Annotated in this window: 10 protein-coding genes; 7 read left to right on the top strand and 3 right to left on the bottom strand. The window is 73.8% G+C overall.

The genetic code is table 11. The features are described from left to right. Nucleotides 1–76 precede the first annotated feature (76 nt). A complete protein-coding gene (locus ACZ6JS_RS08625) occupies nt 77–451 on the top strand; it encodes a VOC family protein (protein WP_469296875.1) in 375 nt (124 codons plus the stop codon). Between the two features lie 49 nt (nt 452–500). On the opposite strand, the gene ACZ6JS_RS08620 is transcribed toward ACZ6JS_RS08625, so the two are convergent. Beyond that, nucleotides 501–2,501: a serine hydrolase domain-containing protein gene (locus ACZ6JS_RS08620; RefSeq protein WP_469296874.1), complete on the bottom strand. Its 2,001-nt coding sequence runs from the start codon at nt 2,499–2,501 to the stop codon at nt 501–503. 316 nt (nt 2,502–2,817) lie between these two features. Between ACZ6JS_RS08620 and ACZ6JS_RS08615 the strand changes: the two genes are divergently transcribed. The 3 genes from ACZ6JS_RS08615 to ACZ6JS_RS08605 all read left to right on the top strand — a co-directional run bounded on the left by ACZ6JS_RS08615 (nt 2,818) and on the right by ACZ6JS_RS08605 (nt 7,422). Continuing rightward, nucleotides 2,818–3,933 carry an NAD(P)H-dependent flavin oxidoreductase gene (locus tag ACZ6JS_RS08615; RefSeq protein WP_469296872.1) on the top strand — a complete coding sequence of 372 codons (1,116 nt, stop codon included), beginning with the start codon at nt 2,818–2,820 and terminating at the stop codon, nt 3,931–3,933. Between the two features lie 5 nt (nt 3,934–3,938). Beyond that, nucleotides 3,939–5,525 (top strand): acyl-CoA synthetase, encoded by a 1,587-nt coding sequence (locus tag ACZ6JS_RS08610; protein ID WP_469296870.1) that lies wholly within the window; start codon nt 3,939–3,941, stop codon nt 5,523–5,525. A gap of 793 nt (nt 5,526–6,318) precedes the next feature. After that, nucleotides 6,319–7,422 carry a calcium:cation antiporter gene (locus ACZ6JS_RS08605; RefSeq protein ID WP_469296869.1) on the top strand — a complete coding sequence of 368 codons (1,104 nt, stop codon included), beginning with the start codon at nt 6,319–6,321 and terminating at the stop codon, nt 7,420–7,422. Nucleotides 7,423–7,462: 40 nt separating this feature from the next. Here ACZ6JS_RS08605 and ACZ6JS_RS08600 read toward each other — a convergent pair whose 3' ends face one another. Further along, a complete protein-coding gene (locus tag ACZ6JS_RS08600) occupies nt 7,463–9,946 on the bottom strand; it encodes a penicillin acylase family protein (RefSeq protein ID WP_469296867.1) in 2,484 nt (827 codons plus the stop codon). A gap of 157 nt (nt 9,947–10,103) precedes the next feature. Here ACZ6JS_RS08600 and ACZ6JS_RS08595 point away from each other — a divergent pair, with 157 nt between their 5' ends. Further along, complete coding sequence (locus ACZ6JS_RS08595; protein ID WP_469296866.1) at nt 10,104–11,681, top strand: fatty acyl-CoA synthetase; 1,578 nt, start codon at nt 10,104–10,106, stop codon at nt 11,679–11,681. 30 nt (nt 11,682–11,711) lie between these two features. On the opposite strand, the gene ACZ6JS_RS08590 is transcribed toward ACZ6JS_RS08595, so the two are convergent. Further along, on the bottom strand, nt 11,712–12,569 hold the full coding sequence (locus tag ACZ6JS_RS08590) for a YhjD/YihY/BrkB family envelope integrity protein (RefSeq protein WP_469296864.1): 858 nt from the start codon (nt 12,567–12,569) through the stop codon (nt 11,712–11,714). Nucleotides 12,570–12,665: 96 nt separating this feature from the next. On the opposite strand from ACZ6JS_RS08590, the gene ACZ6JS_RS08585 reads away from it, so the two are divergent. Both ACZ6JS_RS08585 and ACZ6JS_RS08580 read left to right on the top strand, forming a co-directional pair. Continuing rightward, complete coding sequence (locus ACZ6JS_RS08585; RefSeq protein WP_469296862.1) at nt 12,666–12,824, top strand: response regulator; 159 nt, start codon at nt 12,666–12,668, stop codon at nt 12,822–12,824. Between the two features lie 316 nt (nt 12,825–13,140). Then, nucleotides 13,141–13,698: a flavoprotein gene (locus ACZ6JS_RS08580; RefSeq protein ID WP_469296860.1), complete on the top strand. Its 558-nt coding sequence runs from the start codon at nt 13,141–13,143 to the stop codon at nt 13,696–13,698. Nucleotides 13,699–13,859: the final 161 nt, after the last annotated feature.

Here is a 13,859-nt window from a genome sequence, read left to right as displayed (position 1 = left end):
ATTCGCACGCGCCACCGACAGGGCGGCCCGGGAGGCGTGGCGCCTCCGCACGGAGATCGGGTTCTAGGATCCGGGCATGATCGCTGAACTGCAGTGCGTGGTCCTGGACTGTCCCGAGCCGCGGGTGCTCGCCGATTTCTACCGGTCGCTTCTGGGCGGCAACGTCGACCAGCCGGACCGGCGTTGGTCCCTCGACGAGGACTGGGCGACGCTCCACACGCCGTCCGGTCCGGTGCTCGCCTTCCAGCGTGCGACGGACCACGTTCCCCCGAGCTGGCCGGACCCCGGCCGGCCGCAGCAGTTCCACCTGGATCTCGGGGTTGCGGACCTGGACCGGGCGCAGGAGGAGGTGTTCGCGGCCGGCGGGACCCTGCTCGACGGATCGGACGGGCGCGGCTGGCGCGTCTACGCGGATCCGGCGGGGCACCCCTTCTGCCTCGTGCAGGACTGATCCGCCGGGCCCTTGGGGCCCTTCGGGCCGTTGGGGCCCTTCGGTCCGCTCAGTCCGCGGACCTGGTCCAGCCGACGGCCTCGACGCGGGCCGCGTCGTCGGGCCGGTCCTCCGCGAACAGCAGCCCGGCCGGTTCCGCCACCCGCACGACGTCCACGTACACCCCCCGGCCGACGTAGCGGCCCGTAGCGGTGTGGCGGAACCTCAGCCGCACCTCGCGGCCCGCCCAGGCGGCGGTGAGGGGGGCCTCCAGGCGGTGCCAGATGCGTCCGGACCAGCCGCCGGCCGAACCCCGCGGCCACTCCTCGGCGACGCCGCCGGTGGACCGCACGGTGGTGAACGGCAGCGGCGCCCAGTCCACCCCGTCCGGCGAGACCTCCAGGTGCAGGGCGCCCTCGCCGGGCACGGTGTCCCACCACACGGCGCAGCGCAGGCGGGCGGCGGCGGTGGCCGGAGTGAGCGGGGGCAGGGTGAGGGTGCCCGAGCCGCCGGGGGCGGTCCCCGAGAACCAGGCCGCGCCGCCGTGCCGGGTGCGCACGGGGACCGCGCGGGCGAAGCGGTTGCCGACGGCCACCCTCGGGGCACTGCCGGCCCGCCAGGTGCGCACGGGGTGGACGGAGTTGCCCAGCAGGATCAGGAAGGAGTCGGTTGAGGGGTCGAGGACGAGGGAGGTACCGGTGAAGCCCGTGTGGCCGGCCGAGTGCGGCGTTGCCATGGCTCCCATGTACCAGTGCTGGTAGAGCTCGAAGCCGAGGCCGTGGTCGTCGCCGGGGAAAGCCGTGTTGTAGTCGGTGAAGAGCAGTTCGACGGAGGCGGGGCGCAGGATGCGCCGGCCCGCGTAGGCCCCGCCGTCGAGGAGGGTGCGGGCCAGGACGGCCAGGTCCCAGGCGGTGCCGAAGACCCCGGCGTGGCCCGCGACCCCGCCGAGGGCGTACGCGTTCTCGTCATGGACCTCGCCCCACACCAGGCCGCGGTCCAGGCCGGACCAGGGCGGGCGCTGTACCTCCGTGGCCGCGGTGACCCGGCGCCAGGAGAGCGGCGGGTTGTACCGCGTGCGGTGCATGCCGAGCGGAGCGGTGATCTCGTCGCGGAGCAGGACGTCCAGAGTGCGACCGGTGATCCGTTCCAGGAGCAGTTGCAGCGCGATGAGGTTGAGGTCGGAGTAGCGGTAGACGGTCCCCGGGGTCTCCTGCGGCCGGACCGACCACAGCAGCCGCAGCCGGCCCTCACGCGTGGACTCCTGGTAGAAGGGCGCCCACGAGCGCAGTCCCGAGGTGTGTGTGAGCAGTTGGCGGACCGTGATGATCTCCTTGCCGCCGCCGGTGAACTCCGGGAGGTAGCGGCGCACCTGCGCCTCCAGCTCCAGCCGTCCCCGTTCCATCTGCTGCACGGCCAGGATCGAGGTGAACAGTTTGGTCAGGGATGCCAGGTCGAAGACGGTGTCCTCGGCCATGGCGATCCGCTCGGCCGCGGGGAACTCCCGGACCCGGTCGGTCCGTCCGTCGTACTCCGCGTACCGGACGGCGTAGCCCATGGCCCGGTGCAGGGCGACGGTGCGGCCCCGCCCGGCGAGGACCACCGCCCCCGCGTAGTACGGGTGCTCGGGGGAGGGGCCCAGGAACCGCCGGGCCTCGTCCGCCACCGCCTCCAGGTGCTTCTCCAGCAGCCCGGCCTGGCGCGCGGACCCGTACCGCAGGCGCAGCCCCTGCAGGGCGCGCCGTTCGGCCGGGCCGCCCGCCGCACCCGCCGCGCCGGGGAGCGCGGCGTGCAGGACGAGTACCCCGCCGAGCGCCAGCAGCCGCGCCCCGAGCCGCCGCCGACTCAGCCCCCGGGCCGGCTCGCGCACACCGTCGCGCTCCTGTCCCCGTCGCGGCTCCCGCTCCCGTCCCTGCTCCCCTCCCTGCTCCAGGTGCTCCACGACGCCGTTGCGGCGTGCGGCCTTTGGGACGGCCCCGTGGTCGCGCGGTCGCTCGCCGCCGGTGCCGCGCGTGCGTTCCGTGCGGTCCGTGCCGACCTCGGCCACCGCTTCGGCCCCCGTGTCCGCTGCCATGTCAGCCCTCCTTGTCCGCAATCGGCAACCGGCGACCGGCAACCGGCATGGCGACCAGCAACCCGCAGCCCGCGCCCGAAGTCCCGTCCGCATGCGGTCGCACGCAACCCGCACCGCCGCGGCCGGGCCCCGGCACACCGCCGGGCGCGCCGCGGGTGTTCGGGCCCCGGGCCCTGTGAATCGCCGAGCGTGCCGCAGGCTATTGGGTATCTGCCCGCACCTCGGGCACCCTGCCCGCCGACCGGGCCGGAAAGAATCTGACACTGCATCAGAAAACCTCTTCCCTCGGCCGCCGGGCTGCGGCATCCTGCCGCCCATGGAGACGGAGCTGAGCAGGAAACTGGGAGTCGAGCACGCCATCTTCGGCTTCACGCCCTTCCCCGCGGTCGCCGCCGCGATCACCCGGGCAGGCGGGTTCGGCGTGCTCGGCGCGGTCCGCTACACCGCGCCCGACGACCTGAGGCGCGACCTCGACTGGATGCAGGCGCACACGGACGGCAAGCCCTACGGCCTGGACGTCGTCATGCCCGCCAAGAAGGCCGTGGACGGCATCGGCGAAGCCGACATCGAGGCGATGATCCCGGCCGGACACCGCGCCTTCGTCCGCGACACCCTCGCCAAACACCACGTGCCCGAGCTCGCCGAGGACGAGGCCTCCGGCTGGCGCATCACCGGCTGGATGGAGCAGGTCGCCCGCAACCAGCTCGACGTCGCCTTCGACTATCCCGTCAAACTCCTGGCGAACGCCCTCGGTTCCCCGCCCGCCGACGTCATCGCCCGCGCCCACGACCACGGCGTCCTCGTCGCCGCCCTCGCCGGCAGCGCCAAACACGCCCGCCGGCACGCCGAAGCCGGCATCGACGTCGTCGTCGCCCAGGGCTACGAGGCCGGCGGTCACACCGGCGACATCGCCACCATGGTCCTCGTACCGGAGATCGTCGAGGCCGTCGCACCGCTCCCGGTCCTCGCCGCCGGCGGCATCGGCAGCGGCGAGCAGATCGCCGCCGGCTTCGCCCTCGGCGCCCAGGGCGCCTGGCTCGGCTCCCTCTGGCTCACCACGACCGAGGCCGACCTCCACTCGCGCGCCCTCACCGACAAGCTCCTCGCGGCCGGCTCCGGCGACACCGTCCGCTCCCGCGCCCTCACCGGCAAGCCCGCCCGCCAACTGCGCACCGAGTGGACCGACGCCTGGGACGACCCGGAGGGCCCCGGCGCGCTCCCCATGCCCCTCCAGGGCCTCCTCGTCGCCGAGGCCGTCTCCCGCATCCAGAAGTACGAGGTCCTGCCGCTGCTCGGCACGCCCGTCGGCCAGATCGTCGGCCGGATGAACAGCGAACGCAGTGTCCAGGCCGTCTTCGACGAGCTCACCAGCGGCTTCGAGAAGGCGATCGACCGCATCAACCGCATCGCCGGCCGAGTCCGAGAGGCATGACCCCCATGACCGCCACGACGTCCACCACCACCGCCGCCGCCGACCGGCAGCCGCCCAACGGCTTCTGGGCGCAGGCCGCCGCGGACCCCGGACGCACCGTCCTGACCGCCCCCGGCGGCGAGGAGTGGAGCGCCGGCCGGCTGCACGCCGACGTCAACCGGCTCGTCCACGGCCTGCGCGCCGCCGGGCTGCAGCGGGGCGACGTCTTCGCCGTCGTCCTCCCCAACGGCGTCGAATTCCTCACCGCCTACCTCGCCGCCTCCCAGGCCGGCTTCTACCTCGTCCCCGTCAACCACCACCTGGTGGGTCCCGAGATCGCCTGGATCGTCTCCGACTCCGGTGCCAAGGTCCTGATCGCCCACGGGCGCTTCGCCGAGGCCGCCACCGCCGCTGCCGACGAGGCCGCCCTGCCCGCGAGCCACCGCTACGCCGTCGGCACGGTCCCGGGCTTCCGCCCGTACGGCGAACTCCTCGACGGGCAGCCCGCGACACCCCCCGCCGACCGCACCCTCGGCTGGGTCATGAACTACACCTCCGGAACCACCGGCTGCCCCCGCGGCATCCGCCGCCCCCTGCCCGGCAAGCTCCCGGAGGAGACGTACCTCGGCGGCTTCCTCGGCATCTTCGGCATCCGCCCCTTCGACGGCAACGTCCACCTGGTCTGCTCGCCGCTCTACCACACGGCCGTCCTGCAGTTCGCCGGCGCCGCCCTGCACATCGGGCACCCGCTGGTCCTCATGGACAAGTGGAGCCCGCGGGACATGCTGCGCCTCATCGACGGCCACGCCTGCACCCACACCCACATGGTGCCGACCCAGTTCCACCGGCTCCTCGCCCTCCCGCAGGAGACGAAGGACGCCTACGACGTCTCCTCGATGCGGCATGCCATCCACGGCGCCGCGCCCTGCCCCGACCACGTCAAGCGGGCGATGATCGACTGGTGGGGCGGCTGCGTGGAGGAGTACTACGCGGCGAGCGAGGGCGGCGGCGCCTTCGCGACCGCCGAGGACTGGCTGAAGAAGCCCGGAACCGTCGGCAAGGCGTGGCCCATCAGCGAACTGGCCGTCTTCGACGACGACGGCAACCGGCTGCCCCCGGGTGAACTGGGCACCGTCTACATGAAGATGAACACCGGCGGCTTCAGCTACCACAAGGACGAGGACAAGACGAAGAAGAACCGCATCGGCGACTTCTTCACCGTCGGGGACCTCGGCCTGATGGACGAGGAGGGCTACCTCTTCCTCCGCGACCGCAAGATCGACATGATCATCTCCGGCGGGGTCAATATCTACCCGGCCGAGATCGAGTCGGCCCTGCTCACCCACCCGGCCGTCGCGGACGCCGCCGCCTTCGGCATCCCGCACGCCGACTGGGGCGAGGAGGTCAAGGCGGTCGTCGAACCGGCCGAGGGCTTCGTGGCCGGCGACGCCCTGGCAGCGGAGATCCTGCACCACTGCGAGCGCCGGCTCGCCGGGTACAAGCGCCCCAAGACCGTCGACTTCATCGAGGCGATGCCGCGCGACCCGAACGGCAAGCTCTACAAGCGGCGGCTGCGGGACCCGTACTGGGAGGGCCGCGAGCGCGCCGTGTGAGCCTCGGAGGGTGGCGCGGGCTTCGGCCGCGTCACCCGGGCGTGATGGCGTACACCCGGGGCATTGCGGCTGCCCGGCCTCCGCGCGTGCCGGCCGAGTTGGGCGCGGACCGGGGACCGGCAGCGACGCCGTCAGGGCGGTCTACCCCCTCGTACGCTTCCCGCGCTCCGGCGCAGGGAAGACGTCCACCCCGATCCGGCCGGCCGGGCTGCCGCTCCCTTCCACGTACAGCCGTACCGGGTCGGGGCCGGTCGGCAGGAACCCGCGAAGCAGCAGCTCGGGCTGCGGCTCGCACTCGTGGGCTCGGAGAACGGCTCGTGCATGGAGACGGCCGCGTGCAGCGCGTCGATGCGGTCGTGCACCGGACCGCCGCGATGGCCGACCGCGGGGCGTCGGTGTCGGAGGCGTCGACCGCGGCAGGACGCAGCCCGGCCGCCGCGGCCGGGACCTGCCCGCCCCGCAGGACCACACGCGTCAGCGCCGGCCGCCCGGGTGGCTGCAGCCCGCCGCGCACCGGCAGCCCCTCGGCGCGGGGGAGACGTGGCACGGCAGCACCCTGAGCACAGGGTGGTGCGGGCCGGTCGGGTTCGGCCCCGGCCCGGCCCCGGGCCGGCCTCGGTCCCGTCCCGCGGGGCGGCCGCCGAGGTCATGACCCCGTCTTCGGGCGACCCGGCCCGCCCCGCGGGCGAGCGGAAGCCGCCACGCCGGGAGGATCCGGGGGGAACACCACGTCAGACCCCTGCGAGCGCGCCGTGCGACACACCCGAGGGACACATCTGGCAAGTTGGCGGATATGGGTACGACGAAGCGCAGCTCCCCCCTGACCGACTGGACCGTCCTGGTTCCCGTGCTGGCGCTCGTCGCGCTGGTGTTCAGCTGGGGGAGGGAGCTACCCGGCTTCGCCGTGGTGCTCGTCGCGCTCTGCCTGGCCGGCGCCGTCCTGGCGGCAGTCCACCACGCCGAGGTCGTCGCCCACCGGGTGGGCGAACCCTTCGGCTCCCTCATCCTCGCCGTCGCGGTCACCGTCATCGAAGTGGCCCTCATCGTCACCCTGATGGCCGACGGCGGGGACAAGTCCGCCTCCCTCGCCCGGGACACCGTCTTCGCTGCCGTCATGATCACCTGCAACGGCATCGTCGGCGTCTCCCTGCTCGTCGGAGCCCTGCGCAACCGGATCGCCGTCTTCAACCCCGAGGGGTCCGGCGCGGGCCTCGCCACCGTCGCCACGCTCGCCACCCTCAGCCTGGTCCTGCCGACCTTCACCACGAGCAAGCCCGGCCCGGAGTTCTCCACCGGTCAACTGACCTTCGCCGCCGTCGCCTCGCTCGCCCTGTACGGGCTGTTCGTCGCCGTCCAGACGGTCCGCCACCGGGACTACTTCCTGCCCGTGGACACCGGCCGGGACGCGGATCCGCGGGACGACCACGCGGCGCCGCCCACCGACCGCGCCGCCCTGTTCAGCCTCGGACTGCTGCTGGTCGCGCTCGTCGCAGTGGTCGGCGACGCCAAGGCCGTCTCCCCGACCATCGAGACGGCGGTGGCCAAGGCAGGCCTGCCTCAGGCGGTCGTCGGCGTGATCATCGCCCTGCTCGTGCTGCTGCCCGAGACCCTGGCCGCCGTCCGCGCCGCCCGCCGCGACCGCGTGCAGACCAGCCTCAACCTCGCCTACGGATCCGCCATCGCCAGCATCGGGCTGACCATCCCGGCGATCGCACTGGCCTCCGTCTGGCTCTCCGGACCGCTCCTGCTCGGACTCGGCCCGGTCCACATGGTCCTGCTCGCCCTGACCGTGGTGGTCAGCACGCTCACCCTCGCCCCGGGCCGCGCCACCCTGCTCCAGGGCGGGGTGCACATCGTGGTGCTGGCCGCGTACCTCTTCCTGGCCGTCAGCCCGTGAGGGGGCGCGGCCCCGGGCCGGGAAGAGGCCGCGGACCCGGTCACCGCCGCTCGCGGACCAGTACCACCTTCAGCTGCGGCGAGGTGAGGATGTCCCGCTCGCAGAAACGCGCCCGGACCCAGCGCTCCTCGGAGAACAACCGGGTCTGGTCCGCGTGGTACGGCGAGCCGGGGTTCGAGGACTGGCCGTACGTCAGCAGGGTGCGCGCCACCGGGCAGGAGCTGCCGTCCCAGCCGACCGCCTGGATGTGGCTGGACCCGTTCGCCACGTCCGGGTAGCCGCCGGCCGCCGCGTTCCACCGCGCCTCGATCTTGTTCCAGACGCCGAGTGCCTCCGTACCGCCGCCGATCGGCAGCTTCCGGCCGCCCCGGACGACGAACTGGTGCTCGCCCAGCGGGGCGTCCAGGGCGATCCCGGCCGCCTTCAGCTCCGCCACGGTGTCCGCGAGTGCCCGCCCGATGCCGGGCGCCGCCCGGTTGAGGGTACGCGGCGTACGGACGGGGTCGGCGGCCGAGAACGGCACCAGCCACAGGTCCGCGGCCGGGGTCGACGCCGTCAGCCGGCGCCAGAACCGGTCGAAGAGCAGCGCGCCACGGCTGCCGGCGTCGGTCGTACGGTCCCAGCGGGCCAGCACCGCGCACGCCGCGGAGACGTCCACCACGGAACCGTCGGCCGCCGTGGCCGTGCCGCCGGGCAGAGCGGAGCAGGCCTGCGCCGCGTCCCCAGCCGCCAGCCCGCCGGCCGGCGCCCGGTTCGCGAACTGCAGCCCCTGCAGGTCGGCCACGGTCAGCCGGCCCTTCCCGGCCATCGCGGACACGTCCTCGACCGCCCCGCGGGTCCGCATCGAGCGCGGGGTGGCGACACTGCCCCAGATCCGCTCGTAGCCCGTGAGCGGCCGGTCCGCATTGGCCAGCCAGGCGCTGTCGTTGGAGTTCTCGGCGTACGGGGCGTCGCGCAGCGTCGGCGCCTTCCCCGGGCCGAACACGCCCGGCTGCACCGCGTCGGCGTCCGAGCCGAGCGCGCAGTCGCCGCGCGCACCGTCCAGCACCGCCAGCCCCGAGGCCGGATACAGCGCCCGGCCCAGCGGCGTGGAGCAGCGGGCGGCGAGCTCGTCGGTGATCCGGGGCAGCACCTGTGTCTGGGTGAAGAGCGTGCCGCCCGCCGAGTCCGCGGCCACGGTGTTGACCCAGGGCAGGCCCTGCGTGCGGGCCAGGGCGTCTTGGACGCCGGCGACCGACCGGGCCTTCCCGAGGGCGAGGGCGGTGTCGGAGCCGCGCAGGTTGGACGCGTTGGGATCGTTCAGCGCGTACGCCGACCGGCTGGTCCACGGCAGCGGCAGGCCGGCGCCGAGGTTCGTGACCACCGGCCCGTAGCGGGTCCACCACTGGGTGCGGGTGACCGGATCGCCGCCCGCCACGGGTACGGTGACGGTCCGCCGGGTCATCTTCTGCGGGACCCCGTCGACCAGGTAGGCGGTCGGATCCGCCGGGTCGAGGGCGAGCTCGTGCAGGTTGACCGGAGTGCCGGTCGCCACGGTGTGGCTCCAGGCCACCTTCTCGTTGAAGCCGATGCTGACCGCGGGCATGCCGAGCAGTGAGCCGCCGGACACGTTCAGCTCGCCCGGGATGGTCTGCTGCGACTGCCAGAATCGGCGACCGCCCTGCCACGGATAGTGCGGGTTGCCGAGGAGCAGACCCCGGCCGTTCGCCGTCGTGGACCCGGCGAACGCCACCGCGTTGGAGCCCATGTCGTACCGGCTCGTGTCGAAGAACTCCCGCGCCGCCTGCGCCGCGGCGGCCGGATCGCCCTCCTGCGGATCGGCGTCCCGCGGATCGGCCGCGCGGGCTCCGTCGGCCGCGGCCGGCGGCTGCCCGGCCGTGACGGCCGGAGGCTGGGCGCCGGTGATGCCGTCGATGCCGCGTCCCTCGCCGCCGAGGACCGCGATCGCCAAGCCGCGGGCGGCCACGTCGGCCGTGGTGACCGGGCGGAGCCATCCCGCACCCTTGCAGGCGGGGTCGGTGACCTTGTTCTGGGCGAGCCAGGCGTTGTAGCCGGCGGCCCAGCCGCGCATCAACTCCTTGACGTCCTTGCCGGGGCCCGCCGGGGCGGGCGTCGCCAGCAGCCGCTCCACCGTGCCCGACTCCCGGACTCCCTTGAAGTAGAGGTCGCTGGAGAGGTTCCGGGTGACGGAGGAGAGCGACCCGTCGGTCGCGGCGTCCTGCCCGAACCATCGCGAGCGCTCGCCCGAGACGGTCACGAACCCGTCCGCGAGCACACAGACCTGGTCCGCCGCCTGCGCCCAGCCGGTACCGAAGCCGACCTGTGCGTAGTCGCGGCCGCGTATGTGGGGTATGCCGTTCTCCGTGTAGCGGATGACGGCGGACAATCCGCCGCCGGCGGGTGTCCGCTCGGCGGGTGCCGTCCCGGCCTGGGCGTGGGCCGGCGGGACCGCGGCCGTCACGGCGAGCAGGGCCGCCCCGGCGAGGGCGACACGACGGAGCGTCGAACGCGTGGTGCGGTGCAACGTACCTCCCAAGTGGCCTGCGAGCGGCCGTGGTTACCCGATGGACAGGCGGTGCCTCCGTGCCCCCACACTCATTCAGGCGCCCCGACGACCTGTCAACATCCCGCTCGGTATCCGGTCATTGACCTCGGGTCGCCCGACGGCGAGGATCACGCCCATGACGTCAGCGCGAGCGGGGCAGGCAGGGCAGACGGGGCAGGCGGGGCAGGCGGGACAGACGGGGCAGGCGGCGGGTGCCGTACGGGACAACACGGTCGACGGACTCGTGCGCGACAGCGCGCGGCGGGTCCCCGACCGCCCCGCCGTCCGCTACGCCGGGCGGAGCTGGACGTACGCGGAACTCGACGCCGCCGTCAGCACCGGGGCCGCCCTCCTGCGGGAGCGGTACGGGCTCGCGGGCGGCGACCGGGTCGCCACCTTCGCCCACAACTCGGACGCCTACCTGCTGGCCTTCCTCGCCTGTGCCCGGGCCGGCCTCGTCCACGTACCGGTCAACCAGAACCTCACCGGCGAGGACCTCGCGTACATCCTGGACGACTCCGGGAGCGCCCTCGTCCTCGCCGACCCCGGCCTGGCCGGCCGGGTCCCCGACAGGTATCCCGTACGGGCCCTGCGCGACGCCCCCGACTCCTTCCTGGCCGCTCTGGCCGATCCGCGCCCCTTCGATCCCGACCGCGACCCGGGCCGCATGGCGCAGCTCCTCTACACCTCGGGGACCACTGCCCTGCCCAAGGGCGCGATGATGACCCACCGGGCCCTCGCCCACGCGTACGAGAGCGCGATCGAGGCGCTGGACCTGGCCGAGGAGGACCTGCCGGTCCACTCACTGCCCCTCTACCACTCGGCGCAGATGCACGTGTTCCTGCTGCCGTACCTGGCGGTCGGGGCCTGCAACACCATCGTGGACGCGCCGGTCGCCGAGCAGGTCTTCGACCTCGTCGAGGCGGGTGATGCGGACAGCCTCTTCGCCCCGCCGACGGTGTGGATCGGCCTGGCCGGCCATCCGCAGTTCGCCGAGCGCGAGCTGGGCGGGCTGCGGAAGGCGTACTACGGGGCCTCGATCATGCCGGTCCCGGTCCTGGAGCGGCTGCGCGCGCGGCTGCCGGGGCTCGCCTTCTACAACTGTTTCGGCCAGAGCGAGATCGGCCCGCTGGCCACGGTGCTCGGGCCCCGGGAGCACGAGGGACGGATGGACTCGTGCGGCAGGCCGGTGCGCCACGTGGAGGCGAAGGTCGTCGACGAGGAGGGCGTGGACGTGCCGGACGGCACCGCGGGCGAGGTGGTCTACCGCTCACCGCAGCTCTGCCTGGGCTACTGGAACGACCCGGAGGCGACCGGGAAGGCCTTCCGGGACGGCTGGTTCCGATCGGGCGACCTCGCGGTGCGGGACACGGACGGCTACTTCACGGTCGTGGACCGGGTGAAGGACGTCATCAACTCGGGCGGGGTACTGGTCGCCTCGCGGCAGGTGGAGGACGTGCTCTACGCCCATCCGGGTGTCGCCGAGGCGGCGGTGGTCGGGCTGCCCGACGAACGGTGGATCGAGGCGGTCACGGCGGTGGTGGTGCCGCGGGGCGAGGTGACGGAGGCGGAGCTGATGGCGTACGCCCGGGACAGGCTCGCCCACTTCAAGGCCCCGAAGCGGGTGCTGTTCGTGGACGCGCTCCCGCGCAACGCCAGCGGGAAGATCCTCAAGCGGGAGCTGCGGGACCGCTTCGGAACACAGGGCCGCTGACACCCGTACGGCCGGTACGGCAGCGTGCGGTCAGTCCGGTTTCCCGTGGTGCCGGGCGTCGTCCCAGGGGAGCAGGCCGCTGCGGCGCAGGCGCCGCAGAGTGAGGTGCTCGTGCACGAGACGGCCCACGAGCGCGCCGCCGTAGACCACGAAGCCGACGCCGACGAGCCAGGACTGGACCACCAGCAGCGTCCCGAACGGGCCGTAGATCACGGCGTTGGACGCGATGAGCGGGGAGAACACCAGCTGCGAGAAGAGCCGCAGCCCCAGCAGCCCGATACTGGTCGTCACCGCTCCCGGCACCAGGGCCCGCCAGCGGACCCGGCCGCCGAGCAGCAGACGCTGCGAGGCGACGAAGAACAGACAGGTCCCGACGAGGTCGCCGAGCGTGCCGAGCACCGTGCCGAGGCCGGCGGCCGATGGAGCGGGGATCACCACGAGCAGCGCGAGGTAGCAGACCAGCATGGCGAGCCAGACAACGTGCCGCCACATGGTGTGCCACCGGGCGGTCGGCAGGTCCCACACCTTTTCGTAGCCGGTCTGCACGGCGGCCCCGAAGGTCAGGCCGAATACGGCCAGCGCGGCCAGACCGAAGGCGGTGGTCCGTTCCAGCGCCGTGTCCGCCGCGCCGAAGACCATCTCGATCCGGGTCAGCGAGGACGCCGTCACGCCGAGGGCCTGGCCGAGCCAGCGGCCGAACCCCGAGCCGCTCCCGGGCGCCGCGGCGGCCACGACCACCAGCAGCGGCACCAGGGTGAGGAATCCGAGGGCCGCGAAGCCCATCGCCCGGTGCATCAGCTCCATCTCCCGGCCCCGGCTCCAGGCCAGCCCGACGTAGGAGCCCTGGAGCCGGTCGTGGAGCCGCCGGAGGGTCGAGGTCACGCCCATGCACTACCCGGACGGGCCCGTCGGCTCCCGGGAGCCCGACCGAAATGGGACCGAAGGGGTGGTTTACCGTCTGCTGCGCAGTCAGGGTCGGTCGAGGTGGCCGCGGAGGCGGGCGACGGCGACGGCGCGGTCCCGCTGGCCCGCAGGCACCGGCCGGACGTGGTCCTGCTGGACATCAGGATGCCCGGCCTGGACGGGCTGACGGCGGTGCCGCGCCTGCACCGGGCACAGCCGACCGTGGGCGTGATCATATGACGACCTGCGGTCAGGACGAGTACATCACCCGTGCCCTGGAGGAGGGCGTCGCCCACGGCTTCCTGCTCAAGGCCGACGACCCGAGGGAACTGCTGAACGGAGTGCACGCGGTGGGGGCCGGCCGGGGCCTGACTGTCCCCGCGGGGGCAGACCGCGTCGTCGCCGGACTGCGCGCGCAAAGTGCACGTCAGCTCGGTGCTCGGGAAACCGGGCGCGCGCAACAGGGTGGAGGCGGCCGTCGCCGTGTACGAGGGGGGCCTGGTACCCCCGGGACCCCGCTGACGCGCCGCCCGCGCCATCTGGTCAACTGTGGCGCATGACGCGCACCCTGTACCTCCTGTGTTCGGCAGCCCCACCGGTCTTCGACGTCGCCCGTGTGATCGAGGACGCGCAGGCCCGCGGCTGGGACGTGTGCCTCGGCCTGACCCCGACGGCGGCCCACTGGCTCGCGGGGGGCACCGACGGCCTGGCCGCGCTCACCGGACACCCGGTCCGCAGCCGTTACAAGCAGCCGGCCGACCCGGACGTGTGGCCCGTGGCGGACGCGATACTCGTCGCCCCGGCCACGTTCAACACGGTCAACGCCTGGGCGCTGGGACTCACCGACCGGTTCGTCGTCGGCGTGGCGGCCGAGGCCATGGGGAAGGGCACCCCGCTCGCCGTCATGCCGTGCGTGAACACGGCGTTCGCACGGCACCCGCAGTTCGAGCAGAGCATCGCCGTCCTCCGCGGCGCGGGCGTCCGGGTGCTGTACGGCGAAGGCGGCTTCACCCCCCACCCGCCGGGCCTGGGCGGCACGGAACCGTACCCGTGGACCCTCGCCCTGGACGCCGTGGACGACCTGGCCCGCACGGACTCCTCGGGCGCGCCGTAGCTCGCGTCGTAGCAGTCCTGCACGGCCCGCGGCGCCCCTCGGGCGACGACACCGCTTCCGGAGCGGGCGGGGGCGCGCGCCCGTGCGAAGCCGGGACTGCGCTCGTCGGCGTTCGGAACCGAGTCCCGTTCCCATCTCCGAGCCGCTACTGCCGGACCGGA

This window comes from Streptomyces sp. NPDC046349 (assembly GCF_055587885.1).
The sequence above is the reverse complement of the archived record's forward strand: the minus strand, read 5'-3'. Positions and strand labels throughout refer to the sequence as shown.

Excerpts from the sequence above, each read along its gene's own strand:
- ACZ6JS_RS08615 (WP_469296872.1), top strand. The coding sequence starts at position 2,818 with ATGGAGACGGAGCTGAGCAGGAAACTGGGAGTCGAGCACGCCATCTTC.
- ACZ6JS_RS08580 (WP_469296860.1), top strand. The coding sequence starts at position 13,141 with ATGACGCGCACCCTGTACCTCCTGTGTTCGGCAGCCCCACCGGTCTTC.
- ACZ6JS_RS08590 (WP_469296864.1), bottom strand. The coding sequence starts at position 12,569 with ATGGGCGTGACCTCGACCCTCCGGCGGCTCCACGACCGGCTCCAGGGC.
- ACZ6JS_RS08605 (WP_469296869.1), top strand. The coding sequence starts at position 6,319 with ATGGGTACGACGAAGCGCAGCTCCCCCCTGACCGACTGGACCGTCCTG.
- ACZ6JS_RS08610 (WP_469296870.1), top strand. The coding sequence starts at position 3,939 with ATGACCGCCACGACGTCCACCACCACCGCCGCCGCCGACCGGCAGCCG.
- ACZ6JS_RS08625 (WP_469296875.1), top strand. The coding sequence starts at position 77 with ATGATCGCTGAACTGCAGTGCGTGGTCCTGGACTGTCCCGAGCCGCGG.
- ACZ6JS_RS08620 (WP_469296874.1), bottom strand. The coding sequence starts at position 2,501 with ATGGCAGCGGACACGGGGGCCGAAGCGGTGGCCGAGGTCGGCACGGAC.
- ACZ6JS_RS08595 (WP_469296866.1), top strand. The coding sequence starts at position 10,104 with ATGACGTCAGCGCGAGCGGGGCAGGCAGGGCAGACGGGGCAGGCGGGG.